This window comes from Rosenbergiella sp. YN46, assembly GCF_036620675.1.
Classification (GTDB): Bacteria; Pseudomonadota; Gammaproteobacteria; order Enterobacterales; family Enterobacteriaceae; genus Jejubacter.
The window spans coordinates 44,825-67,705 of the sequence record NZ_JAZHEE010000005.1; the positions used below are offsets into that span (position 1 = coordinate 44,825).

Genomic DNA, 22,881 nt, shown 5'->3' on the forward strand with positions numbered 1-22,881 from the left:
TTGTTTTATTTTGCCTGAACGGAGAAAGGGCGGCAAGCCCGGGAAGCGCGAAAATTGCCGGTTCAGGCAGACCGGCTCACTGGAGCCGGTCTGCCTGCTTAGCTTTTCAGCCCGGCCGCGCTCATGAACAGGCGCAGCGCCAGACTCACCGCGCCCAGTGCCATGACGCTGGCCCCCCAGATAGCGACCAGCCACGGCAGACGTTTCCATAAAGGCAGAGGATTATTCATCAGTGATATCCCTCGCCGTGACGCACTTTGCCGCGGAAAACCAGATAACTCCATGCGGTATAGCCCAGAATCACAGGGATAATCAGCAGCGCGCCGACCAGCATAAAACCCTGACTGGCGGCGGGGGCCGCCGCCTGCCACAGCGTGATGGAAGGGGGAATAATATAGAGCCAGATACTGATACCCAGACCGCTGAAACCCAGAAATATTAGTCCCAGCGTAAAGACGAAGGGAAGATGATGGCTACGGGGATCGGCCGCATAGCGCCAGAGCAGCGCGCTGAACAGCAGCACCAGTGCCGGAACGGGCGCCAGGTACCAGAGATTGGGCAGCGAAAACCAGCGTTCGGCAATGGCCGGATGATTCAGTGGCGTCCACAGGCTGATGATGGCGATAACCCCCAGCAGCGCCAGCAGCAGCGGTCGGACATAGCGTCGCATAGCGCTCTGTAGCGAACCTTCGCTCTTCAGAATCAGCCAGCTGGCGCCTAACAGCGACCAGGCGACGGTCAGCCCGGCCCCGCAGAACAGATTAAACGGAGTGAACCAGTCCAGCGGCTTTCCGGCGAAGGCGCGATCCGCCACCGGAAAACCTTCAATAACGGCGCCGACCACCACGCCCTGGAAAAAGGTCGCCGCCAGAGAGCCGGCCAGAAAGGCGCGATCCCAGAACGGGCGATGCCCCGGGGTGGCCTTAAAGCGAAATTCAAATGCCACACCGCGGAAGATAAGCCCGAGCAGCATCAGGGTAAGGGGCAGGGTCAGGGCGTCGACAATCACCGCATAGGCCAGCGGGAAGGCGCCAAACAGCCCGGCGCCTCCCAGCACCAGCCAGGTTTCATTGCCGTCCCAGACCGGGGCCACGCTGTTGACCATGACATCCCGATCGTCGGGGTCACGAATCACCGTAAACAGAATGCCGATCCCTAAATCGAAGCCGTCCATCACGATGTACATCAGGGTGGCGAAGATAATAATGACAAACCAGATAAGCGACAGATCGATCCCCATTAGTTTGTCTCCTGTGAAATGGCGGAAAGGGGGCGGGAGGGAGTGCCGTTCGCCGGCGTGCTGTCATCGTCTTTCGGCCCTTTGCCGATCAGGCGCATCATATAGGCGTATCCCAGGCCGAATACCGCGCCGTAGACCACGATAAAGCACAGCAAACTGAGGCTCATTTGCAGCGTTCCGTGGGCGGAAACCGCGTCCCGGGTGCGCTGTAATCCATAGATTATCCACGGCTGGCGGCCTACCTCTGTAGTCACCCAGCCAGCCAGAATGGCGACCAGACCGGAAGGCCCCATAACCAGCGCAAAGCGTAAAAACGCCCGGTGGGTGTAGAGGCGGTTGCGGCCCCTTAGCCAGAGGGCGATAACGGCCAGCGCGATCGTCAGCACGCCCAGCCCCACCATCAGGCGAAACGACCAGAAAACGATGGTGGCGTTGGGGCGATCCTCCGGCGGAAAGCTCTTCAGCGCCGGCACCTGCTTATCCAGGCTGTGAGTCAGGATCAGGCTGCCCAGCGCCGGAATACCCAGTGCAAAGCGGGTTTGTTCCGCCTCCATATCCGGCCAGCCGACCAGCAGCAGCGGCGTGGGCTGGCCGGGCCGGTTTTCCCAGTGCCCTTCGATGGCCGCGATTTTGGCAGGCTGATGCGCCAGGGTATTGAGCCCGTGCATATCGCCAATCAGCGCCTGAGCCGGCGCCATGACAAGCGTCATCCACAGCGCCATCGAGAACATGGCGCGTATCGCAGGCGTGCTGTTGCCGCGCAGCAGATGCCAGGCCGCCGAAGCGCCAATGAAGAGGGCGCTGCTCAGAAAGGCGGCTACGGTCATATGCAGCAGCCGGTACGGGAATGATGGATTAAAGATCACCGCCAGCCAGTCGACCGGCACTGCCTGACCGTTCTGGATTTCAAAACCCTGCGGCGTATGCATCCAGCTACTGGAGGCGAGGATCCAGAAGGTAGAAAACAGGGTGCCCAGCGCCACCATACAGGTGGCGAAAAAATGCAGCCCCGGACCCACCCGGTTCCAGCCGAACAGCATCACGCCCAGAAAGCCGGCCTCAAGAAAGAAGGCGGTCAGTACTTCATAGGTGAGCAGCGGGCCGGTAATACTACCGGCGAACTGGGAAAAACCGCTCCAGTTAGTTCCGAACTGGTAAGCCATCACCAGCCCGGAAACGACGCCCATTCCAAAGTTAACGGCGAAAATTCCGGACCAGAACTGGTAGAGCGAACGCCAGACCGGATTGCGGCTTTTCAGCCACAGCCCTTCAAGCACGGCCAGGTAGCTGGCCAGGCCAATGGTGATAGCCGGAAAGATAATGTGAAAAGAGACCGTAAAGGCAAACTGTATACGCGCCAGATGAAAGGCGTCTAAACCCAACATGACGTAACCTCGTAGCGGAAATGGGTAGCGTCATGGTACGCGGGCTATGACGGTCGGGGCAGAAACAGAAACGTCATTTTTAACTATAACAGTTTATAAAAATGGCATGTTAAGTGACAACTGATATAAAACCCGCACAAAACGGGAAAAACCACGGCGACGGTAAAGTTACAGCTTTGTTATAATCCCAGGCACTCAGCATCAATAACCAGAGAAACAGCAATGAACCAACGGGATCAAAAGAGTATCGACGCACAGATTCGCCTATCGCGCACCAGCGTGGCGAAAGTGGTGTTTCCCACCACCATTAACCATCACTCCACGCTGTTTGGCGGCACGGCCCTGTCGTGGATGGATGAGGTGTCGTTCGTTACCGCCACCCGTTTTTGCCGCAAGCGGCTGGTCACCGTCTCTACCGAGAAAATCAACTTCCAGAATCCCATTCCCTCCGGTTCGATTATCGAAATGGTGGGGGAAGTCACCCGGGTCGGCAATACCAGCCTGACCGTTACGGTGACCGTCTGGCTGGAAGATATGTACGCCGAAGGGCGCGAACAGGTGATCAACGGCCAGTTTAACTTTGTCGCCATTGATGATGACGGCAATCCGACCCCGCTGTTTAGCTAATGCCGGAACCCCGCCCGTGAAGAAATATCAGCGCCTGGCGCAGCAGATCCTTGAGCAAATCGCGCAGGGGGTATGGCATCCAGGCGATCGCCTGCCGTCCCTGCGCGAGCAGGTGCGCTACAGCGGTATGAGTTTTATGACCGTCAGCCACGCCTACCAGCTACTGGAAAGCCAGGGGGCCATTGTGGCGCGCCCTCAGTCGGGCTACTACGTGGCGCCGCGCCCGGGGCCGCAGCCGGCGAGCCGGCGACAGGTCAGGGCCGGGGCGGTGGATATCAACAGCTATATTTTCGACGTATTGCAGGGCAGTCGGGATCCGTCGCTGGTGCCGTTCGGTTCGGCGTTTCCCGACCCAAGGCTGTTCCCGCTCCAGCAGCTCAACCGCTCGCTGGCCAGGGTCAGCCGCAACGTCACCTCGGTCAGTATTACTGATAACCTGCCGCCGGGTAATGAAGCGCTGCGCCACGCCATCGCCCGTCGCTATGCGGCGCAGGGCATAACCATCCCGCCGGATGAGATAGTCATTACCGCCGGTGCGCTGGAGGCGCTGAACCTCAGCCTGCAGGCTATTACCGAGCCGGGAGACTGGGTGATTGTCGAAAGCCCGTGCTTTTACGGCGCGCTTCAGGCGCTGGAGCGCCTGAAGCTGCGGGCGCTGGCGGTACCGGGAGATCTGCGGGAAGGTATCGATCTCCACGCGCTGGAAGAGGCGCTGACCCGCTGGCCGGTCAAGGCCTGCTGGCTGATGACCAACGCCCAGAATCCGCTGGGCTACACCATGAGCCGCGACAAAAAACAGCGCCTGATGGCGTTGATTAAGCGTTACGGTGTCACTCTTATTGAGGACGACGTCTATAGCGAGCTATACGCGGGGCGTGAAAAACCGCTTCCCGCCCGGGCCTGGGACGACGGCACCTCGGTGTTGCACTGCGCCTCTTTTTCAAAATGTCTGGTGGCGGGATTCCGGATCGGTTGGGTGGCGGCCGGGGCCTTCGCTCGGCGTATTCAACAGCTGCAGATGATGAGCACGCTGTCCACCAGTTCCCCTATGCAGCTGGCGCTGGTGGACTATCTCGCCACCCGGCGTTATGACAGCCATCTGCGCCGCCTGCGCCGTACTCTGGCGGAACGCAAACAGCAGGCGCTGCACGCTTTGTACCGCCATTTCCCCGAGCCGGTGCGGGTTCACGCCAGCGATGGCGGCTACTTCCTGTGGGTCGAACTGCCCGAAGCGATGGACGCCAGCGAACTCGGCGAAGCGGCGCTGGGCCAGGGCATCAGCATTGCGCCAGGCAAGATGTTCAGTTCCGAGCGCGCATGGCATCACGGCTTTCGCTTTAATGCCTCATGGGCGTGGAGCGAGCGTGAAGAGCAGGCGGCGGCACGGCTGGGGCAGCTTATTCGAAACAGGCTTTAACCATGGATTATCAGACCGAACGCCTGATTCTGCGCCCCTGGCGCGACGACGATGCTCCGGACTTCGCCCGGATGAATGCCGATCCGCAGGTGATGCGCTATTTTCCGGCGCCGCTCGGGCGCGAACAAAGTGACGCCATGATGCGCAGCCTGCGCGAGCGCATGGCGGTAAATGGTTTCGGTCTTTGGGCGGTGGAAGAGTGCAATAGTGGCGATTTCGTCGGCATGGTGGGGTTAAACCGCCCCGGCACAGTGATGCCGTTCGGCGAGGTGGTGGAGATTAGCTGGCGACTGGCCCGGGAATATCATGGCCGCGGCTACGCTTACGAGGCGGCGCGTCGGGTGCTGGCGATCGGTTTTAACGACTATGGCCTGACGGAGATTGTCGCCTTTACCGCGTTGGCCAATCTGGCCTCGCAGCGCCTGATAGCCCGGCTGGGTATGGAGCGTGATATCGCTTTCGACCACCCGTTATTGCCGCAAAGCGACTGGCTGCAGCGCTATATTCTCTATCGTCTGCGCCGTTAAATTCGCATGGCAAGAGCGGTGGCAGTACGGCGTAGCGTGGGCAGCACCTCGTTGCGTAACCTGTCTACCGACATTCTCGAAGCCTGTACCCCCACATTCATGGCCGCCACCACCTGGCCACCCGCCGCCAGCAGTGGTACGGCAATCGAACGTAGCCCCATCTCCAGTTGCTGATCGTTTATGGCATAGCCCTGACGCCGTACCCGGTTCAGCTCTTCCCGCAGCTGGGGCAGTGTCACCAGAGTGTGAGAGGTATAAGGCACCCGCTTCGTGCGTGCCAGAATCTCTTCCAGCTCCGGTTCCGGCAGGGCGCTCAGTAATACCCGGCCCATTGATGTCGCCCATGCAGGCAGACGGCTGCCGCGCCCGATATCCATGCTGATAATGTTATCCACCGCCGCCCGGGCGATATAGAGCACGTTATCGCCGTCCAGGGTAGCGGCGGAACAGGATTCATTAAGTCTGTCACGCAGATCGTCCAGCGCCCCCTGTGCGGCCCTGGCCAGCGGCGTCCCTGCCAGATAGGCGTGACCCACCGCCAGCACGCGCGGCAGCAGTTCGTAATGGCGCCCATCGGGACTGTGCACCATGCCAAGGGTGGCCAGAGTGTACAGACAACGCCGCACGGCGGCCCGCGATATGCGGGTTTTCTGGCTGAGCTGGGAGATAGTCAGCCGCTGGCGCTGTGGGGTAAAGGCGTTCAGCACTTCCAGCCCGCGCGCCAGCGACAGCATAAAGTTGGGATCGCGCCGGGCAGCGACGCACTTTTCATCCTGAAGCGGGGTAAGCACCTGGTTATCCGTCTTTTTTCCGGCCATGTTCTCTTCTCTCGGGCGGTGGGCAAAGGGAGCTGAAAAACCACTATATCCTCACTGCCTGTAGGGTGGGGGAAAGCGGTTTAATTTCCCACAACGATCACATTAATAACTTTAATTTAACAAACGTGTCGATAATCGCACAACTTTTCGATTACCGCCGTTGACGCTCTAACGCGCCGCACCCTATTGTCATTACACATTCCCCGATATTGACGCGGTTTTCGGCGTCAATTGAAATTAACTTATTGACAATAAACATCATTATTGATCTATCAGGCGGGAGTCTATGAGCGCGACCATCGAACACCTTGAAAGCTGGCTGGTGGATCTTCCCACCATTCGCCCGCACAAACTGTCAATGACCACCATGGGCTGTCAGACCCTGGTGATTCTGCGCATCGTTCGCTCCGACGGCATCAGCGGTCTGGGCGAAGCCACAACGATTGGCGGCCTGAGCTACGGCGTGGAAAGCCCGGAAGGGATCAAATCGGCATTGGATAACTACCTGGCACCGTTACTGGTGGGTCAGCCCGCCGACGATATCAATCCGCTGCTGGCGCGGCTGGAAAAAGCGGTGAAGGGCAATACCTTCGCCAAATCCGCAGTGGAAACCGCGCTGTTGGACGCCAAAGGCAAAGCGCTGGGACTGCCGGTCAGCGCGCTGCTGGGCGGGGCGCTTGGCGAAACGTTGCCGGTGCTGTGGACTCTTGCGAGCGGTGATACCGCCCGGGATATCGCCGAAGGAGAACAACTGCTGGCAAGCCGCCGCCATAACGCCTTCAAACTGAAGATCGGCGCCCGGGATCTGGCGACCGACCTGACTCATACCCGCGCCATTGTCGAAGCGCTGGGCGACCGCGCCAGCATCCGGGTGGATGTGAACCAGGCCTGGGACGCCAGTACCGCCGCCCGGGGCTGCGCCGAACTGGCGGCCATGGGCGTTGATCTGATCGAACAACCGGTATCGGCCCAGGATCGCGATGCGCTGGTGCGTCTGAGTCACCATTGCGCCACCGCCATTCTGGCCGATGAAGCGGTGGCCAGCCCTCAGGACGGTTTCGATATCGCCCGACGCGGATTCAGCGGCGCTTATGCATTAAAAATCGCCAAGTCCGGCGGGCCCGCCAGCGTACTGAAGCTGGCGAACGTTGCTCAGGCGGCGGGTATCGGCCTGTATGGCGGCACCATGCTGGAAGGTACCATCGGCACCGCAGCCTCGCTGCATGCCTGGTCGACCCTGCCGCTGCAGTGGGGGACAGAAATGTTCGGCCCGCTGCTGCTGAAAGACGATATCGTGGTTCGCCCGCTCGATTTCGCCGATGGCCAGGTGGCGCTGCCCCGGGGGCCGGGGCTGGGCGTGGAACTGGATGAAGATAAACTGCGCCGCTACAGCCGCGCGTTACAGTAACAGGAGAACCTGCATGCTATTCATGGTTGAAATGGCGGTGAATCTGCCGCCGGATATGCCCGCCGAGCGGGCCGAACAGATTAAGGCGAGGGAAAAAGCCTATTCCCAGCAGTTGCAGCGTGAAGGCAAATGGCGCCATATCTGGCGCGTGGCGGGACTCTACGCCAACGTCAGTATTTTTGACGTGCAGGACGCCCAGCAGCTGCATGATATTTTAATGGATTTACCGCTGTATCCCTGGATGGATATTTCGGTAACCGCGCTGTGCCGACATCCGTCATCCATCCGGTCTGACGATAAATAACAATAAATGCTCGCGCGCTAATCTGGCGCGCTAACCCTACAGCTAAAATAAAGAGAATCCGATTATGAAGAGCAATTTCGCCAGTAACCCCGAAGTGGTCGAGTTATTAAGAGAGAGCGCCGGATTAAATAACAATAACGGCGACGAGCGTTTTAAATCCATTATTCACAGGCTGCTGGAAAATATTTGTACGCTGATTGATGAGTATAATGTCACGCAGGAAGAGTTCTGGCGCGCCATTAACTATCTGCACGATCTGGGCGGCAGTAAAGAGGCTGCGCTGCTGGCGGCGGGTCTGGGGCTGGAGCACTATCTGGATCTGCGCCAGGACGCTATCGAAGCGGCGGAAAACCGGGAAACCGGCACGCCGCGCACCATCGAAGGCCCGCTCTATGTGGCGGGCGCGCCGCTGGTCGATAGCCACGATCGTATGGACGACGGCAGTGACGACGGCAAAGTGATGTGGCTGCACGGCATGGTCAAAGGCAGCGACGGTAAGCCGCTGGCCAACGCCATTGTGGATATCTGGCACGCCAACACCCTGGGTAACTATTCGTTCTTCGACGCCAGTCAGAGCGATTACAATCTGCGACGCCGGATCCGCACCGGCAGCGATGGCTGCTACAGCGTGCGCAGTATTGTGCCTTCCGGCTATGGTTGCCCGCCCGAAGGGCCGACCCAGAAGCTGCTGGATCGACTGGGCCGCCACGGCAATCGCCCGGCCCATATCCACTTCTTCGTTTCGGCGCCGCAGCATCGCCATCTGACCAGCCAGATCAATCTGAGCGGCGATAAGTATCTGTGGGATGACTTCGCCTTCGCGACCCGCGAAGGACTGGTGGCGGATCCTGTGGAAGTCACCGATCCGGCCCTTATTGCCCGGCGAGGTCTGAACGGGCCCCATATCGAAATTCGCTTCGACTTTACGCTGACCCAGGCCCATAACCCGCAGGAACAGCAGCGTATTATTCGCGCCCGCGCTAAAGAGTAGGTAGCGGTATTCGTATTAACGCTACGGCGCCGGGCGGAACCGAAGCGCCGCCGCGCCTGACGCCGCGCAATCAGGAAACGCCGGATGCCCGGGAGCAGGCCTGGTATCAGCAGGTGGTGGATCAGACCACCGATAGCAGCCTGATGCATCGCTACGGCACGCTGCGCGAGCAGGCGAACGCCATTCTGTTTCTGGCCAGCGACGATGCCAGCTACATCACTGGCACCGTGCTGCCGGTGGCGGGGGGCGATTTAGGTTAGCCGAAGAGGGACGGCGGCGTGTCGTCCTTTGTTTAAATCACCCGAGCCGGAACAGCGTGACGCTCTGTTTTAACTCCTGAGAGCGGGCTGTGAGGGTTCGGGTCGTGGCTGAGATCTCCTCGACCAGTACTGCGTTCTGCTGAGTAACCGAATCCATCTGGTTAACCGCCAGGTTAATCTGATCGATACCACGACTCTGTTCGTCAGTGGACATGGCGATTTCGTCCATCAGGTCGCTGACCTGCTTCACCGCCTTCAGAATCCGCGCCATACTTTCCCCGGCGCGACTGACCTGACTGCTGCCGCAGGCGATTTGTTCGCCGGATTGCTCGATCAACGTTTTAATCTCTTTCGCCGCGACCGATGAACGCTGAGCCAGATTGCGGACTTCGCTGGCGACTACCGCGAAGCCGCGACCCTGCTCGCCGGCGCGAGCCGCTTCCACCGCTGCGTTAAGCGCCAGGATATTGGTCTGGAAGGCAATATCTTCAATGATGCCAATAATGCTGTCTATCTTCGCGGATCCCGTTTCGATATGGCGCATCGATACCACCACCTCCCCGACAATGGCGTCGCCGTCGTGGGCGGCATTGCGCATCTCTTCCGCCAGGCTACTGGCCTGACGGGCATTATCGGAAGTCTGACGTACGGTGGCGGTCAGCTCTTCCATACTGGCGGCGGTCTGGCTGAGGGAGGCGGCCTGCTGTTCGGTACGGCTCGACAGATCGTCGTTGCCGGTGGCTATCTCCTCCGCGGTATGGGCGACGATATCGCCGGTAGCGCGCACCTCGCTGATGATCTGCGCCAGCGACTGGCGCATGCGCTCCAGCGCCCGCAGCATATCGCTGGTTTCATCATTGCCGGTGGCGGTAATGGATTGATTCAGATCGCCGCGCGCCATGTCGTCGCACCAGGCCTGGGCTTTGCCCAGTGGAGCGATAATACGGCGCTTGATTTGTATAAACAGCAGCAACAGCACCAGCAGGAATAGTCCGGTATCCACGCAGATATAGAACAGACTGGAGGCAAAGCGATCCTGCGCTTCCTGGTTCAGGCGATCCGCATGGCGCTCGCGAAACGACAGCAGTGTATCCAGCGCCTGCTCAAATTCGAGATCCAACTGGGGCAGTGCGGTGGCGACCAGCTGCGAAGTGCGCAGAGCATTGCCCTCGTGGGCCGCATCCATCAGCGGTTGCAAACCCTGCTGGCGGTAACGCTGCCAGGCGTCGCGATAGCGATTGGCCAGAGTCTGCTCATCCTTCTGTTTGGGAATGCCCATATAGGTATTGAAAGCGGCGTCGCCTTTGGATAACGCGATTTGCGCGGCCTTCAGCGCCGCGCTGGCGCTCTGTGAGTTTGAACGTTCGGCCTGCAACAGAGATTCGTTAATTTTTACCCGCATGGTACGGCTGTGGTTGATCGGGTCGATAATCGACAGCGCGACCCGAATTTCACGGTTAACGCTGTCCAGCGCGTGATTACTGCGTATCAGCGACCAGGTCGACAGTGCTGTACCGGTCAGAAACAACACAAGCAACAGTGCAAAAGCAATAAGTGAAAGACGCCTTACTGACATGGTAAATCCTTGCATCGATGAAAAGTACGATAACAAAACGTGGTTTATCCGGGCAGTTATCGGCACGCTGACGCAGGGGTTTAGGGGCAAGGGGAAAAAAAGGTGTATCGCAGATTAGCGTGAAGATGAAGTCATCGGCGCTTAGCCCAGTTTCTGGATGAAGATATAGCGCAGGAAAAGCTTCCGTTTACCGGCAGAAGCACAAACCCGAAGTGAATGGAACAGTCCACCGCATCGACGGTTTTTCGCTTTCACACGGGTTCCACATTAAAGCGCGATGAGCCAAAAAATCGTGAAGAACCCGGGCCAGCGCAAAGCCGGCCCGGGAAAGATTAGTCAAAGACGCCGTTAATCACGGCGGTAACCAGCGCGGTACTCGCGGCGATAAGCACTAAATCGTTGCCCGCAATTTGCCACTCATAGCCGGGATAGTATGGGAGATCGCGCAGCATTGCGCCCGGAACAGCCTTTTTGGCGATGCCGGGAGGCAGTGGTTTACCGCGGGCCAGATTTTTGGCAATGCCTGGCGGCAGGGAGCTATAGCCGGTCAGGCCATGGTTCACGGCCAGACGGCGTAAATCCGGAATGCTGATATCCAGCGAGATATTATCCGGATGGTACCCGCGTTTGCGATTGCCGTGGCGGCCGTCATTATCGCCGCGATCGTCATAGCCTTTGCCACTATTACCTTTGCCTTTATTTCCGTGGTTGCCGTTGTTCCCTTTACCTGAGTTTCCGTTGCCTTTGTTAGCGTGGAAAGAGGCATTGCCTTTCCCGTTTCCATGGCCGTTACCATTACCGGGATTGGCAAGGGCAGGGGCCGAAACCATGGCGAAACAGCTGGCCAGAATAACGGCGAGCGCCGGTTTACGACAAATGTTCATCTGTGATTTTCCTTACAGAAGGCGGTATCGCGATTAGTTAAGCATAACCTATGGGATAAACCATGGGTTTTTTCCTGGTTTATTACGGCGCAGATGCCAGACTTACAGGCGTCAGTCTGAGATGAAAACCAGGAGACCAGAATGAAATTTTGCCTTTTACTGAGCGGCGCGCTGGCGCTTTCCACTATGGTATTCAGCGTACAGGCGCAGGAGCAGCACACCAGTCCGATGAATCAGGAGTATCACCAGCAGATGTCGCGCATGCACGACGAAATGATGGCGGCCATGAACGAGCAGGACCCGGATCGCGCCTTTGCCCGGGGAATGCTGGCCCACCATATCGGCGCGGTGGAGATGGCTCAGACCCAACTGAAGTATGGTAAGGATCCTGAAATGCGCCGCCTGGCGGAGAGTGTGATCGCCGCCCAGCAGCAGGAGATCAATCAGATGCAGGCGTGGCTTAAGGCACATCCGGCGAAGTAGCACAAAAGATATTGTAATCACACGCTTTCATAGATTCATTTTTATGTTCCGTGTTCTGACTAAGGCACCTGGCCGCCAGGTGCCTTAATGGCGCGCACAGAATAAATTAAACTCTGCCAAGTAGAATATTTAACATGCGACGCAAAGGTTCCGCCGCGCCCCATAATAATTGATCGCCGACAGTCAGAACCGAATAGATGGGGTCATTGTTCAGCGCCATTTTCTTATAACGGCCAATGCCCACCTGAAGTGAACCGCTGATATGGGCTGGCGTTAACTTACTGATACTCTCTTCCTTGTTATTTGGCACATAGTTAACCCAGGGATGGGAATGTGTTACTAACGAGGCAAATTCTGCTTCGCTGACTTCACGCTTGAGTTTCAGCGTAATTGCCGCGCTGTGACACCGAAGAACGCCAACCCGAATACACAAGCCGTTAACGGGAATCGTTCCAGAGGGCAGGCCAAGAATCTTGTTCGTTTCTGCCTCTCCTTTCCACTCCTCACGACTATTTCCATCCGCTAAGTCACCGTCAATCCAGGGGATGATACTGCCCATTAAGGGCACGCCGAAGTTTTGAGTTGGCATGCCAGCACTGTTAATCAGCTCACTCACCTTATTGACCAGGGGGAGCACTGATCCCGTAGAGTCCAGTTCGCCGGGAGCCAAATTCTGGCTGATATAAGCGCTTTGGGCTATTAATTCCCGTACATGTCTGGCGCCAGCGCCGGATGCCGACTGATAGGTCATCACACTCATCCATTCAATGAGATCGGCCTTTATTAGTCCGGCAAGCCCCAGCAGGCTCAGCGTAATGGAACAATTTCCGCCAACAAAAAGTTTAATTCCATCGCTGACTGCACGATCAATATTTTCACGATTAACGGGGTCGAGAATAATACAGGCTCTTTCATCCATTCGCAGTGCAGAAGCGGCATCAATCCAGTAACCTTTCCAGCCATGATCAATTAACGAAGGATAAATTAACCGGGTATAATCTCCCCCCCGGGCAGGTTATGATAATGTCCATTTCTGCCAGCGATTCAATGCAATTAGCATCTTTGAGGATATAGCTGACACCAGCGATGACCGGGCCGGCGGCGCCTGCACTGGAGGTGCTATAAAAGTGCGCGGAAATGCCCTGAAAATCATTCTCTTCCAGCATGCGTTGCAACAAAACAGAACCGACCATTCCTCGCCAACCAATAATGCCAACTTGCTTCATTTGCTTAACCTTAGTGATGTTATGAAAATGTTTATTTTTGTAGATGTTATATCCCATTGCTAAATAAACGTCATCACGAATTACGTTATAATTAGAATGTTTCATATGAGGTTAGAGAAATTGATGGCGCATCAGAAAAAGCTGTAGAGCTTATTATTATGCTCTCCTGGAATGGCACCTCCAAATGGCTGCCAGTTTTGTACGGAACGGGATTGGGATTGCTAATATGGAGATGGGCAAAGGCCCATCTCCGGTGATGTGGATGCGGTCTGTTTCGACGCTGAACTTGTGCCCCTGTACGGCGTCATTGCGTAGCGAACTGACGAGCCGCTGTCCCGTATTCTATTGGGTGACAAGCTTTACCTGACTTAGCGTCTGCCACAGCCGCTGTTTATCATTATCGCTCAGGTTTTTTTGATTAAGCGTGTCGATAAACTGTGCTTTATCGGCGTCGGTCAGAGGCTGCCCGGTTTTTAGCCGTTCGGCAGTTTGGGTCAGAATACGCTGGCTTAACGATGCGATTTTTTTCCTGACCTGCGCTAACGGGCGCGCAGACCAGTCGTTTTCCGGCGTCGACAGCCAGTCGGCGCGATAGCGATACTGAATCGCTTTGGCCGCATCCATCTGCGCCTGAATAAAGGCTGCCACGCTGGCGCCGTCAAGTCCCATGGCGCGCGCATCGGCCAGCGATTTCTCCAGAACCTGCCGCTCCTGGGCCAGATCTTCAATCGCCAGATGGCGACGGGCCTTATCGCCCGCCACATCCTTCATCAAAGAGAGTCTGTCGTTAATCAGCGCGGCGACAGAGGCATCCGCCGCCGCCTGCAGGGGAAGCGGGGAGATGACCAGTATCAGCAGGGCCGGGATGAGCCGGGTCAGTGACATGAATAACCACCTGTATCAGTTGAGGGAATCACCACATCAGATCGTCAGGCACTTTAAAGTCGGCGTAGGGATCGTCTTCATCCTGCTCTTCCTGACTGAGCGCGCTATTTAATACGATACTGCTGGCGTCGCGCTGGGCGATTTTATCGGCGACGCTGGCGGGAATAATCGCGTATTCGCACTCTTCTTTGCCGTCTATCGCCAGACGGGCGATGGCGAGACGACCGTTGATGAGCTGCGTCTGAGTCGGCTTATCCACAGCGATATTTTTGATCAGATTATTATCGGTGAAGTTAAACCCGATATCGCCTTTTGAAATGGAAATTCGGTTCATTTCAATTAGTTGTTTTACCTGGGCTTTATATTCTTTCGCGAGCGCCGCCTGCTTTTGCTGTTCGTTTAGCTGTCTGTCGCGCTCAAGCTGGGCTTTTTTATTCTCTTCCACCGCCGCTCTGGCCTCACGGGCCTGAACGCGTGATTTTTTAGCGGTTTTCTGAACTTTGGCCATCTTCTTGCTGGTGACCAGCCCGGCCTTGAGCATCTGCTCCTGTAGGGTGAGTTTTGTCATTTGGTAGCTGAATCCGTTGAATATAAGTAGCGTATATAGCGTTCGAAGCAGGTCAGACTTTAAGCAGCTTCACGGTGGCATCGATATCGATCTCATCTTCCGAGAAGGTCAGGATCGTGCCGTGAAAGGTGGTAATCGCCAGCTTCTTCAGCGAACGCATATCACCGGGCAGGGTAGCGGATTTCGGACGAATGTTGTTCATCAGCGCCCCTACTGACAGCACCGCGTTCTCTTTATCAATACCGGCATCGGCAGGCACCTCTTCGCTATACACCAGATAAGATTTGATTGCGGTGAGTTTAATGCGCTCTCCGGCAATATAGAGGTATTTGCTTTGTGGAACGACCTTCACCGCACAGGCTGATAGCCCCTTGTTATTGGTGGTAGGCTCAAAGGTGACCGAGGCGTCTTTCTTGATTAACTCAGGGTTGGCGACCTTAATCATGTGAAAGTAGCGATTATCGCCGTTTTCGTCTTTGATAAAGCCAAAACCTTTATCCTGAAACCACGTTGTGATGGTACCTTTCATCGCCTTGCACCTGCTTAATCGTTTATCTACTCAGTTTTACAGCGCAAAGTGTAATGCACAATGCAGGCGTAGACTATGCCTATTTGGCGAGCGTGCTGGATGAGGATTCGGTATCGGACAGACCATGGCGCTACCGTCCACCAGTCTGCCCGGGCACATCAGAGCTTATTCGGCAAATTTGATGAGCGCATCGCCTGACAGGCGATAGCGTACCCATTCATCCTGCGCCAGGGCGCCGATGCTCAGGTAAAAGTCGATAGCGGGCTGGTTCCAGTCCAGTACGCTCCATTCCAGGCGGCCGCACTGGCGGCTGACGGCACACCGGGCAATGGTTTTCATTAACGCCTTTCCGGCGCCATGGCCGCGGAAGTCGGGCGATACGTATAAATCTTCCATATAAATGCCGTTGCGGCCAAGCCAGGTGGAGTAGCTGGTAAAAAAGACCGCGTAACCTACGGCTTTGCCTTCCATTTCACAGATTAGCGCTTCCGTTTTGCTATCGGGGCCAAACAGCGACGCTTTGATTTCGTCAGGCGTGGTCACGACCTCTTCAGGCGCTTTTTCGTAAACCGCCAGCTCATAAATCATGTCGTAGATGGCCCGGGCGTCGTTCGGGGTCGCCTGGCGAATAGTCATGCTCATATGTTTTCCTGTCATGTTATATCGTGGTGAAGTTCAGATTGTCTGCGCCCAGCATAATCAGTATCGTTAGAAGAATTAAGTGCAATGAAATCACATGTTGATGAATATTATGCATCCGGCTTTACGACGTATCGATCTGAATCTGTTACCGGCATTTGATGCCGTCTACCGCCATCGCTCAGTCCGTATGGCGGCAGAAGTGTTGATCATGAGCACTTCTGCGTTGAGTCACGCCCTGTCCCGCTTGCGGGTTGCGCTGAACGATCCGTTATTTTATCGGGAAGGGCATCGCATGTGTCCCAGCGTGTACGCGACGCAGATCGCGCCCACTATCGCTTCGGCACTCAGCTTCTTAAACCAGGAGCTGATTCCGCAACCCGATTTTTCCCCCGCCGTCAGTACCGAGCGTTTACAAATCGCCATTACCGACTTTACCGCTTTCTGCATCTTCCCTTCGCTGATGCGCCGGTTGCAGCACAGGGCGCCGGGGCTGAGTTTCGAATTACGCTATTTGCCACACAGCCCGGCGCTGACGGAGCTGCTGGCGGGCGATGTGGATTTGGCGCTGGGGTTTAGTACGCAGGATGAAGCTGATCACCCGGATCTGGAGGCGATTAGCTGGCAAAGCGACGACTATGTTGTTATCAGCAATATGAACAGAACGCATATCACTCTGGAGGATTATCTGACGGCCAGACACCTGGTGGTGACACCCTGGAATGAAGAATTTGGCGTGTTGGACAGGGCGCTTGAGGGCATGGGGCATAGCCGGCAGATAGCCGTTAAAACGCCGTCAATGCTGAGCGCCCCCTTCATTATTGAGGCATCCGATATGTTGATGGCTATTCCCCGTAGCGCCGCCGAAAAGTTCGCCCGAGCCACGCGCATCAAGATCTTTGAATTACCGTTCTTTGTACCGTCTTTTGATGTGAAGATTTACACCCATAAACGCAGCGGGCAACGCGGTGCGACGCACTGGCTGAAAAACGAATTGCAACAAATCGTTCGTGAATGACATGGCGAGTGATTCGGGCGACAGGTGCATCATCACCGTGCGGCGTTCGCCTAACTTTCCGCCACTTGCTTCGTATAGCACTCCGGTATCCTCATCCCCTTAACAATCGGTGATAAACTGATAACGCTGCCGCCTGAGCTGGCGACGGCGTTAACAGACTGAAAAGAGGAGGCGTTATGTCCCATCTGGATGAGGTGTCCACCCGCGTTGACGCGGCTATCGAAGAGGGGGTCATCGCCCATATGAATGAGCTGTTGATTACGTTGAGCGATGACGGCGAACTGGGGCGCGATGAACGTTATCAGCAGCAGCAGCGCCTGCGTACCGCTATTTCTCACCATGGCCGCAAACACAAAGAAGATATGGAGCGGGAAAGTGAAGAACGTAATGCCCGCCTGACCCGCGGCGGCACCATTCTCTGAATTCAGGAGTATTAACAATGCAAATTGCTGTTATCGGTATGGGCGGCATGGGGCAGCCCATGGCGTTGAATCTGCTGGCCGCGGGCCATGAAGTGGCGGTATGGAACCGCTCTGAAGCACCGATTCAGGAGCCGGTTGCCAGAGGTGCCAGAGCCTGCCGGGCGCCGGATGATGTGGGACAGGCGCAGGTGCTGATCTCAATGCTGGCGGATGACGACGTGACCCACAGCGTGGTGGTGGAAGGCGGCGCGCTGGCGGCGCTAAAGCCTGGCGCCGTCTGGATCAATATGGCCACCGTTTCAGTCGACTTTACCCGGCGTATGGCGCAATTGTGCGCTGAACAGAAGCTGCGCTACGTCGCGGCGCCGGTGCTGGGCAGGGTGGATGTGGCGGCTGCGGGGCAGTTGAATATTCTGGCCGCGGGCGAGGAAGCCACCCTTAACGAAGTTCAGCCGCTGTTCGATATCCTGGGCAAACAGACCTGGCGTTTTGGCTCGCTGCCGGAACAGGCGGCGGCGGTGAAGCTGGCGGCCAACTTTATGCTGGCCAGCGCCATTGAAACCATGGGCGAAAGCGCCGCGCTGGTGGAAGCCTGGGGCGTGGGCAAGGGGGAGTTTCTGAATATGATGACCTCCACGCTGTTTGCCGCGCCGGCCTATAAAAATTATGGCGCGATGATCGCCGAAGACAGATACCAGCCCGCCGGATTTACCATGAAGCTGGGGCTGAAGGACGTGCGCCTGGCTCAGCAGGCGGCGGAGAGCCGCAACGTCCCGATGGGCATTGCCGGCGTATTGCGCGACAGCTATCTGGACGCTCTGGCCCACGGCGATGAGAAGCTGGACTGGGCGGCGCTGGCGACGGTCAGCGCGCGGCGCAGCGGGCAGAGTAAGTAATATTACCGCGGCAGCGCCCGTAAGGGCGCTGCCTGTTCTCAGGCATCCCGTTTTGTTTCGGGCTGTGGTCGCCGATCGAGCTGCAACTGCATAAAGATCAGATCCAGCCAGCGGCCAAACTTGGCTCCCACCTGCGGCATCCGGGCCGTCACCTGAAATCCCAGCTTTTCATGTAACCGTAGCGACGCCTGATTACGGGATTCGATACCGGCTACCATCACATGCTTACTCTGGCGACGGGCTTCGGCAATCAGTTGTTCCATTAGCTGCATGGCAATGCCTTTGCCCTGGTGGTCGGGATGGACGTAGACCGAATGCTCCACGGTATGGCGAAAACCTTCGAAGGCGCGCCAGTCTCCCCATGAGGCGTATCCGGCGACGGCGCCGTCATCCTCGCAGGCCACCAGCACCGGGTAGCCGGCCTGCTGGCGCTGGTTCAGCCATGCGATGCGATTATCGGCATTCACGGTTTGTTCATTCCAGATGGCATCGGTATGCAGTACCGCATGGTTATAAATGGTGGCGATGGCGGCGCAGTCATCGGCCCGCGCCTGGCGAATATTCATGGTGCTCTCTGTCCCGGTGTGAGTTGTTCTGTCTTTCTGAATAACAGGGAGTTGGTCGCGAATCAAGGACTGTTGTGAACAGCTCGCGGCGCCGAATGCGCAGGTATCGCAACACAAACAGGGCATCAGAAAGAAAGAACCGATCCCCGGTTAGGATCTATGCTATGGGGAAATTGAACAGAACAGGAGCGAATCGTGACACAACAAGAGAACCGCCGTTGGGTACTGGCTTCCCGTCCGGAAGGGGCGCCGGTCGCCGGGAATTTTCGTCTGGAGCATGACCCGATCCCCACCCCAGGCCAGGGCGAGGTGTTACTGCGCACCGTCTGGCTGTCGCTCGATCCTTACATGCGCGGGAGAATGAGCGATGCGCCTTCTTACGCGCCGCCGGTACAGTTAGGCGAACCGATGCCGGGAGGTACCGTGTGCCGGGTGGCGGCCTCGCATCATCCCGACTATCAGGTCGGCGACTGGGTGCTCAGCTATGGCGGCTGGCAGGATTATCAGCTGTCCGACGGTAGCGGGCTGGTCGGGCTGGGCGACAATCCGCAGCATCCCTCGTGGGCGCTGGGCGTACTGGGCATGCCGGGCTTTACCGCCTATATGGGGCTGCTGGATATTGGTCAACCACAGGCGGGGGAAACCCTGGTGGTTGCCGCCGCTACCGGGCCGGTGGGCGCTACGGTGGGGCAAATTGGTAAGCTGAAAGGATGCAGGGTGGTGGGAGTTGCCGGCGGCGAAGAAAAATGCCGCTATGCGACTGAAACCCTGGGTTTTGATAAGTGCCTGGATCACCGGGCGCCGGATTTTGCCGAACAGCTGGCCAAAGCCTGTCCGCAGGGCATCGATATCTATTATGAAAACGTGGGCGGTAAGGTGTTCGATGCGGTGCTGCCGCTGCTGAATACCCGCGCCCGTGTTCCGGTATGCGGGCTGGTTTCCGGCTATAACGCCACCCAACTGCCACCGGGGCCGGATCGCCTGGCGCTGCTGATGGGCACCATCCTGAAAAAACGTATCCGGATGCAGGGTTTTATTATCGGTCAGGATTACGGCCACCGTATTGATGAGTTCCGCCGCGATATGATCCCCTGGGTGCAGGAGGGCAAGATCCGCTATCGTGAGATGGCGATCGACGGTCTGGAGCACGCGCCCCAGGGATTGATCGACCTGCTGGAGGGCAAAAACTTCGGCAAGGTGGTGGTGCGCGTCGGCGCTGACGACTGACGATTTATCACCTGCGGCGGGCGGTGGCCCGCCGTTTCCCTGCCGCTTACAGGGAAGCAGCGATATCACGAACGCCATTCAGGCGAGCCGGGAGCTGCTGAAATATACGGTAATGGCTCCCCGCCCGAGCCCGTAAAACTGGCAACCAGTAGGCGTTTGAGCTCTTCTTCCTGCATATCATGCCGTCTGAGCGCGGTGAACCGACGCGCTTTTATTATTTCACGCCAAAATATAAAACGACGCTGTTAGTTAATCTCCTTAAATAACAATAAATTAAGAACCTGTGTCGCGATTGTGACAGAAAGGTGTCGCATCTGTTCAATCTTCAGGGCCGCCCTCCGATCTATCCTGGCTAACGGATGGCGGATGGTGCCGCCGCAGCGCTAACCCTGAGGATAATCAAATGAATGCCGACGACTTGAATAATACCGATCCCCAGCTTTTCGCCGCCGTCGTTGACGAGATGGTGCGCCAGGAAAGTCATATCGAACTGATCGCTTCTGAAAATTACGCCAGTCCTCAGGTGATGGCGGTGCAGGGGAGCCAGCTAACCAATAAATACGCCGAAGGCTATCCGGGTAAGCGCTACTACGGTGGCTGCGAACACGTCGATGTGGTGGAACGGCTGGCGATTGAACGCGCCTGCATACTGTTTGGGGCAGATTATGCCAACGTGCAGCCGCATTCCGGGGCGCAGGCCAACGCTGCGGCCTTTATGGCGCTGGTGGCCCCCGGGGACACTATTCTGGGTATGAGTCTGGCCCACGGTGGTCATCTGACGCACGGCGCGGCGCCCAACGTTTCCGGCAGGCACTATAACGCGGTGCAATATGGCCTGAATCCGGAAACCGGCGAAATAGACTACGACGAGGTGCAGGCGCTGGCCCGCGAGCATCGCCCGAAGCTTATCATCGCCGGATTTTCCGCCTATGCCCGGGTGGTGAACTGGCGCCGTTTTCGCGAAATCGCCGATGAAGTGGGCGCCTGGCTGATGGTGGATATGGCCCACGTCGCCGGTCTGGTGGCGGCGCGCTGCTACCCCAGTCCGCTGCCCCATGCCCATGTGGTGACTACCACCACCCATAAGACCCTGCGCGGCCCGCGCGGTGGCATGATTCTTTCCGCCAGCGGCGACGAAGAACTGTACAAAAAGCTGAACGGCGCGGTGTTTCCCGGGCAGCAGGGCGGCCCCCTGATGCACGTTATCGCCGCCAAGGCGGTGGCGCTGCGTGAAGCGATGAGCGAAGAGTTCGTCCGCTATCAGGCCCGGGTTATCGATAATGCCAGGGCGATGGCACAAGTCTTTGCCCGCCGCGGCTTCGATCTGGTTTCCGGCGGTACCGACAACCACCTGTTTCTGGTCTCTCTGATTCGCCAGGGCATCACCGGTAAGGAGGCGGACGCCGCGCTGGGGCGCGCCCATATTACCGTTAACAAAAACGCAGTACCCAACGATCCCCGCAGTCCCTTTGTCACTTCGGGGCTGCGCATCGGCACGCCGGCGGTGACCACCCGCGGCTTCGGCCAGCGCGAATGTGAAATGCTGGCGGAGTGGATCTGCGACATCCTCGATACCCTGGCGAAGGGGGAAGAGAGCGGCAATATCGAAGCCTGGGTGCGATCCAACGTGGCGGAGCTGTGCGCCCGCTATCCGGTGTACGGCGAAACTCAGGTGACGCTGAGCCGGCCCGCTTTCGCCTGACTGACAGGGAGACGTGTTATGCAAAATTATTCCGGGCTTAGCCTGTTGCGCCATGGTATCAGCCACCATGAAAACTGGCCGCGTATGTGGCGTACCCCCACGCCGAAGAAGTCCTACGACGTGATTATCATCGGCGGCGGTGGCCACGGTCTGGGTACCGCGTACTACCTGGCAAAAGAGTTCGGTATTACTAACGTCGCGGTGGTGGAAAAGGGCTGGCTGGGGGGCGGAAATACGGCCCGCAATACCACCATCGTGCGTTCCAACTACCTGTGGGACGAGGCGGCGGCGCTGTTTGAACACTCTATGAAGCTGTGGGAAGGGCTGTCGCAGGATCTCAACTACAACGTGATGTTTTCCCAGCGCGGCGTACTGAACCTGGGGCACACCCTCCAGGACATGCGCGATATCCGGCGCCGGGTCAACGCCAACCGCCTGAACGGCATCGATGGTGAGGTGCTGGGTGCCCGCCAGGTGCAGGATCTGGTACCGATGCTCGACTGCTCGAAAAACGCCCGCTATCCGATTCTGGGGGCCTCCTGGCAGCCCAGAGGGGGCGTGGCGCGCCATGACGCGGTAGCCTGGGGGTTTGCCCGGGCGGCGGATGCCCTGGGGGTGGACATTCTGCAGCAGACCGAAGTTACCGGCTTTATGATTCGCGACGGTCAGGTCTACGGCGTTCACACCACCCGCGGCGATATCGAAGCCCGCACCGTGGGCTGCGTGGCGGCGGGCAACTCCGGGGTACTGGCGGGAATGGCCGGATTGAAGCTGCCGCTGGAGTCCCATCCGCTGCAGGCGCTGGTTTCCGAACCGCTTAAACCGGTGCTGGATACCGTGGTGATGTCGAACCACGTTCACGGCTACATCAGTCAGTCGGACAAAGGCGATCTGGTGATCGGCGCCGGTATCGACGGCTATACCGGCTACGGGCAGCGGGGCAGCTACTCCACCATTGAACATACGCTTCAGGCGATAGTCGAGATGTTCCCGGCGTTCTCAAGGGTGCGTATGAACCGGCAGTGGGGCGGCATCGTCGATACCACGCCGGACGCCAGCCCAATCCTGTCGCCCACCAAAGTAAAAGGGCTGTGGTTTAACTGCGGCTGGGGAACCGGCGGTTTTAAAGCCACGCCGGGATCGGCCCACGTGTTTGCCGCCAGCCTGGCAAAAGGCAGGCCCCATCCGCTGGCAGCCCCGTTTTCCATTGAACGCTTCAATACCGGCGCGCTGGTGGATGAGCACGGCGCCGCCGGTGTGGCCCACTAACAAGGAGGAAGAGA

General features: G+C 57.6%; 24 protein-coding genes and 2 pseudogenes. 14 read left to right on the top strand and 12 right to left on the bottom strand.

Annotated features, from left to right (window positions below):
• Positions 1 to 98 precede the first annotated feature (98 nt).
• From V3W49_RS06370 to V3W49_RS06380, 3 genes are read right to left on the bottom strand one after another with little or no spacing between them, the layout of a single operon-like run.
• Positions 99 to 230: a DUF2474 domain-containing protein gene (locus V3W49_RS06370; RefSeq protein ID WP_500144425.1), complete on the bottom strand. Its 132-nt coding sequence runs from the start codon at positions 228 to 230 to the stop codon at positions 99 to 101.
• A complete protein-coding gene (gene cydB, locus V3W49_RS06375) occupies positions 230 to 1,240 on the bottom strand; it encodes a cytochrome d ubiquinol oxidase subunit II (protein WP_500144426.1) in 1,011 nt (336 codons plus the stop codon). The genes V3W49_RS06370 and cydB overlap by 1 nt, the downstream gene beginning before the upstream one ends.
• Positions 1,240 to 2,625: a cytochrome ubiquinol oxidase subunit I gene (locus V3W49_RS06380; protein WP_500144427.1), complete on the bottom strand. Its 1,386-nt coding sequence runs from the start codon at positions 2,623 to 2,625 to the stop codon at positions 1,240 to 1,242. Before V3W49_RS06380 ends, cydB begins: the two co-directional genes overlap by 1 nt.
• Positions 2,626 to 2,847: 222 nt before the next feature.
• On the opposite strand from V3W49_RS06380, the gene V3W49_RS06385 reads away from it, so the two are divergent.
• The 3 genes from V3W49_RS06385 to V3W49_RS06395 are packed head-to-tail and all read left to right on the top strand — an operon-like array spanning position 2,848 to position 5,196.
• Positions 2,848 to 3,252: an acyl-CoA thioesterase gene (locus V3W49_RS06385; RefSeq protein WP_500144428.1), complete on the top strand. Its 405-nt coding sequence runs from the start codon at positions 2,848 to 2,850 to the stop codon at positions 3,250 to 3,252.
• 16 nt (positions 3,253 to 3,268) lie between these two features.
• Positions 3,269 to 4,669: an aminotransferase-like domain-containing protein gene (locus V3W49_RS06390; RefSeq protein ID WP_500144429.1), complete on the top strand. Its 1,401-nt coding sequence runs from the start codon at positions 3,269 to 3,271 to the stop codon at positions 4,667 to 4,669.
• Between the two features lie 2 nt (positions 4,670 to 4,671).
• Positions 4,672 to 5,196, top strand: a complete 525-nt coding sequence (locus V3W49_RS06395) for a GNAT family N-acetyltransferase (protein WP_500144431.1) — start codon at positions 4,672 to 4,674, stop codon at positions 5,194 to 5,196.
• Here V3W49_RS06395 and V3W49_RS06400 read toward each other — a convergent pair.
• Positions 5,193 to 5,930 carry an IclR family transcriptional regulator domain-containing protein gene (locus V3W49_RS06400; RefSeq protein WP_500144580.1) on the bottom strand — a complete coding sequence of 246 codons (738 nt, stop codon included), beginning with the start codon at positions 5,928 to 5,930 and terminating at the stop codon, positions 5,193 to 5,195. The genes V3W49_RS06395 and V3W49_RS06400 overlap by 4 nt on opposite strands.
• Before the next feature lie 370 nt (positions 5,931 to 6,300).
• Between V3W49_RS06400 and V3W49_RS06405 the strand changes: the two genes are divergently transcribed.
• The 4 genes and pseudogenes from V3W49_RS06405 to V3W49_RS06420 form a co-directional block, all read left to right on the top strand.
• A complete protein-coding gene (locus tag V3W49_RS06405) occupies positions 6,301 to 7,422 on the top strand; it encodes a muconate cycloisomerase family protein (protein WP_500144432.1) in 1,122 nt (373 codons plus the stop codon).
• Between the two features lie 13 nt (positions 7,423 to 7,435).
• Positions 7,436 to 7,726: a muconolactone Delta-isomerase gene (gene catC / locus V3W49_RS06410; protein WP_500144433.1), complete on the top strand. Its 291-nt coding sequence runs from the start codon at positions 7,436 to 7,438 to the stop codon at positions 7,724 to 7,726.
• Positions 7,727 to 7,790: 64 nt separating this feature from the next.
• A complete protein-coding gene (gene catA / locus V3W49_RS06415) occupies positions 7,791 to 8,717 on the top strand; it encodes a catechol 1,2-dioxygenase (RefSeq protein ID WP_500144435.1) in 927 nt (308 codons plus the stop codon).
• Positions 8,717 to 8,977 (top strand): annotated as a pseudogene (locus V3W49_RS06420) (SDR family oxidoreductase); the annotation flags it as partial. The gene catA and the pseudogene V3W49_RS06420, both read left to right, overlap by 1 nt.
• 37 nt (positions 8,978 to 9,014) lie before the next feature.
• Here the strand turns inward: V3W49_RS06420 and V3W49_RS06425 are convergent.
• Positions 9,015 to 10,553, bottom strand: a complete 1,539-nt coding sequence (locus V3W49_RS06425; RefSeq protein WP_500144436.1) for a methyl-accepting chemotaxis protein — start codon at positions 10,551 to 10,553, stop codon at positions 9,015 to 9,017.
• A 332-nt stretch (positions 10,554 to 10,885) separates the two neighbouring features.
• Complete coding sequence (locus V3W49_RS06430) at positions 10,886 to 11,437, bottom strand: anti-virulence regulator CigR family protein (protein ID WP_500144437.1); 552 nt, start codon at positions 11,435 to 11,437, stop codon at positions 10,886 to 10,888.
• A 141-nt stretch (positions 11,438 to 11,578) separates the two neighbouring features.
• On the opposite strand from V3W49_RS06430, the gene copM reads away from it, so the two are divergent.
• A complete protein-coding gene (copM, locus tag V3W49_RS06435; RefSeq protein WP_500144438.1) occupies positions 11,579 to 11,920 on the top strand; it encodes a CopM family metallochaperone in 342 nt (113 codons plus the stop codon).
• A gap of 106 nt (positions 11,921 to 12,026) precedes the next feature.
• Here copM and asd read toward each other — a convergent pair.
• From asd to V3W49_RS06460, 5 genes and pseudogenes are all read right to left on the bottom strand, one after another.
• Positions 12,027 to 13,146: pseudogene (gene asd / locus V3W49_RS06440) on the bottom strand (aspartate-semialdehyde dehydrogenase).
• Between the two features lie 342 nt (positions 13,147 to 13,488).
• Entirely contained in the window at positions 13,489 to 14,031 is a 543-nt protein-coding gene (locus V3W49_RS06445; RefSeq protein WP_500144439.1) for a chorismate mutase, read from the bottom strand.
• Positions 14,032 to 14,059: 28 nt separating this feature from the next.
• The gene (locus tag V3W49_RS06450) at positions 14,060 to 14,599 is read right to left on the bottom strand and encodes a DUF2058 domain-containing protein (RefSeq protein ID WP_500144440.1); all 540 of its coding nucleotides are present in this window, start codon (positions 14,597 to 14,599) and stop codon (positions 14,060 to 14,062) included.
• Between the two features lie 52 nt (positions 14,600 to 14,651).
• Complete coding sequence (locus tag V3W49_RS06455; RefSeq protein WP_500144441.1) at positions 14,652 to 15,128, bottom strand: cold-shock protein; 477 nt, start codon at positions 15,126 to 15,128, stop codon at positions 14,652 to 14,654.
• Between the two features lie 165 nt (positions 15,129 to 15,293).
• A complete protein-coding gene (locus V3W49_RS06460) occupies positions 15,294 to 15,770 on the bottom strand; it encodes a GNAT family N-acetyltransferase (RefSeq protein ID WP_500144443.1) in 477 nt (158 codons plus the stop codon).
• A gap of 97 nt (positions 15,771 to 15,867) precedes the next feature.
• Between V3W49_RS06460 and V3W49_RS06465 the strand changes: the two genes are divergently transcribed.
• The 3 genes from V3W49_RS06465 (at position 15,868) to V3W49_RS06475 (ending at position 18,103) form a co-directional block, all read left to right on the top strand.
• Complete coding sequence (locus V3W49_RS06465; protein WP_500144581.1) at positions 15,868 to 16,785, top strand: LysR family transcriptional regulator; 918 nt, start codon at positions 15,868 to 15,870, stop codon at positions 16,783 to 16,785.
• A 176-nt stretch (positions 16,786 to 16,961) separates the two neighbouring features.
• On the top strand, positions 16,962 to 17,207 hold the full coding sequence (locus V3W49_RS06470; RefSeq protein ID WP_500144444.1) for a DUF2526 family protein: 246 nt from the start codon (positions 16,962 to 16,964) through the stop codon (positions 17,205 to 17,207).
• Positions 17,208 to 17,224: 17 nt separating this feature from the next.
• On the top strand, positions 17,225 to 18,103 hold the full coding sequence (locus V3W49_RS06475) for an NAD(P)-dependent oxidoreductase (RefSeq protein ID WP_500144445.1): 879 nt from the start codon (positions 17,225 to 17,227) through the stop codon (positions 18,101 to 18,103).
• Between the two features lie 38 nt (positions 18,104 to 18,141).
• Here the strand turns inward: V3W49_RS06475 and V3W49_RS06480 are convergent, their stop codons facing one another.
• Positions 18,142 to 18,669, bottom strand: coding sequence for a GNAT family N-acetyltransferase (locus tag V3W49_RS06480; RefSeq protein WP_500144446.1), 528 nt, complete (start codon positions 18,667 to 18,669; stop codon positions 18,142 to 18,144).
• Positions 18,670 to 18,864: 195 nt separating this feature from the next.
• Here V3W49_RS06480 and curA point away from each other — a divergent pair, with 195 nt between their 5' ends.
• The 3 genes from curA to V3W49_RS06495 all read left to right on the top strand — a co-directional run bounded on the left by curA (position 18,865) and on the right by V3W49_RS06495 (position 22,867).
• Positions 18,865 to 19,896, top strand: a complete 1,032-nt coding sequence (curA, locus tag V3W49_RS06485) for an NADPH-dependent curcumin/dihydrocurcumin reductase (RefSeq protein ID WP_500144447.1) — start codon at positions 18,865 to 18,867, stop codon at positions 19,894 to 19,896.
• Between the two features lie 403 nt (positions 19,897 to 20,299).
• Complete coding sequence (gene glyA / locus V3W49_RS06490; protein ID WP_500144448.1) at positions 20,300 to 21,598, top strand: serine hydroxymethyltransferase; 1,299 nt, start codon at positions 20,300 to 20,302, stop codon at positions 21,596 to 21,598.
• 18 nt (positions 21,599 to 21,616) lie between these two features.
• Positions 21,617 to 22,867, top strand: a complete 1,251-nt coding sequence (locus V3W49_RS06495; protein ID WP_500144449.1) for a sarcosine oxidase subunit beta family protein — start codon at positions 21,617 to 21,619, stop codon at positions 22,865 to 22,867.
• Positions 22,868 to 22,881 lie beyond the last annotated feature (14 nt).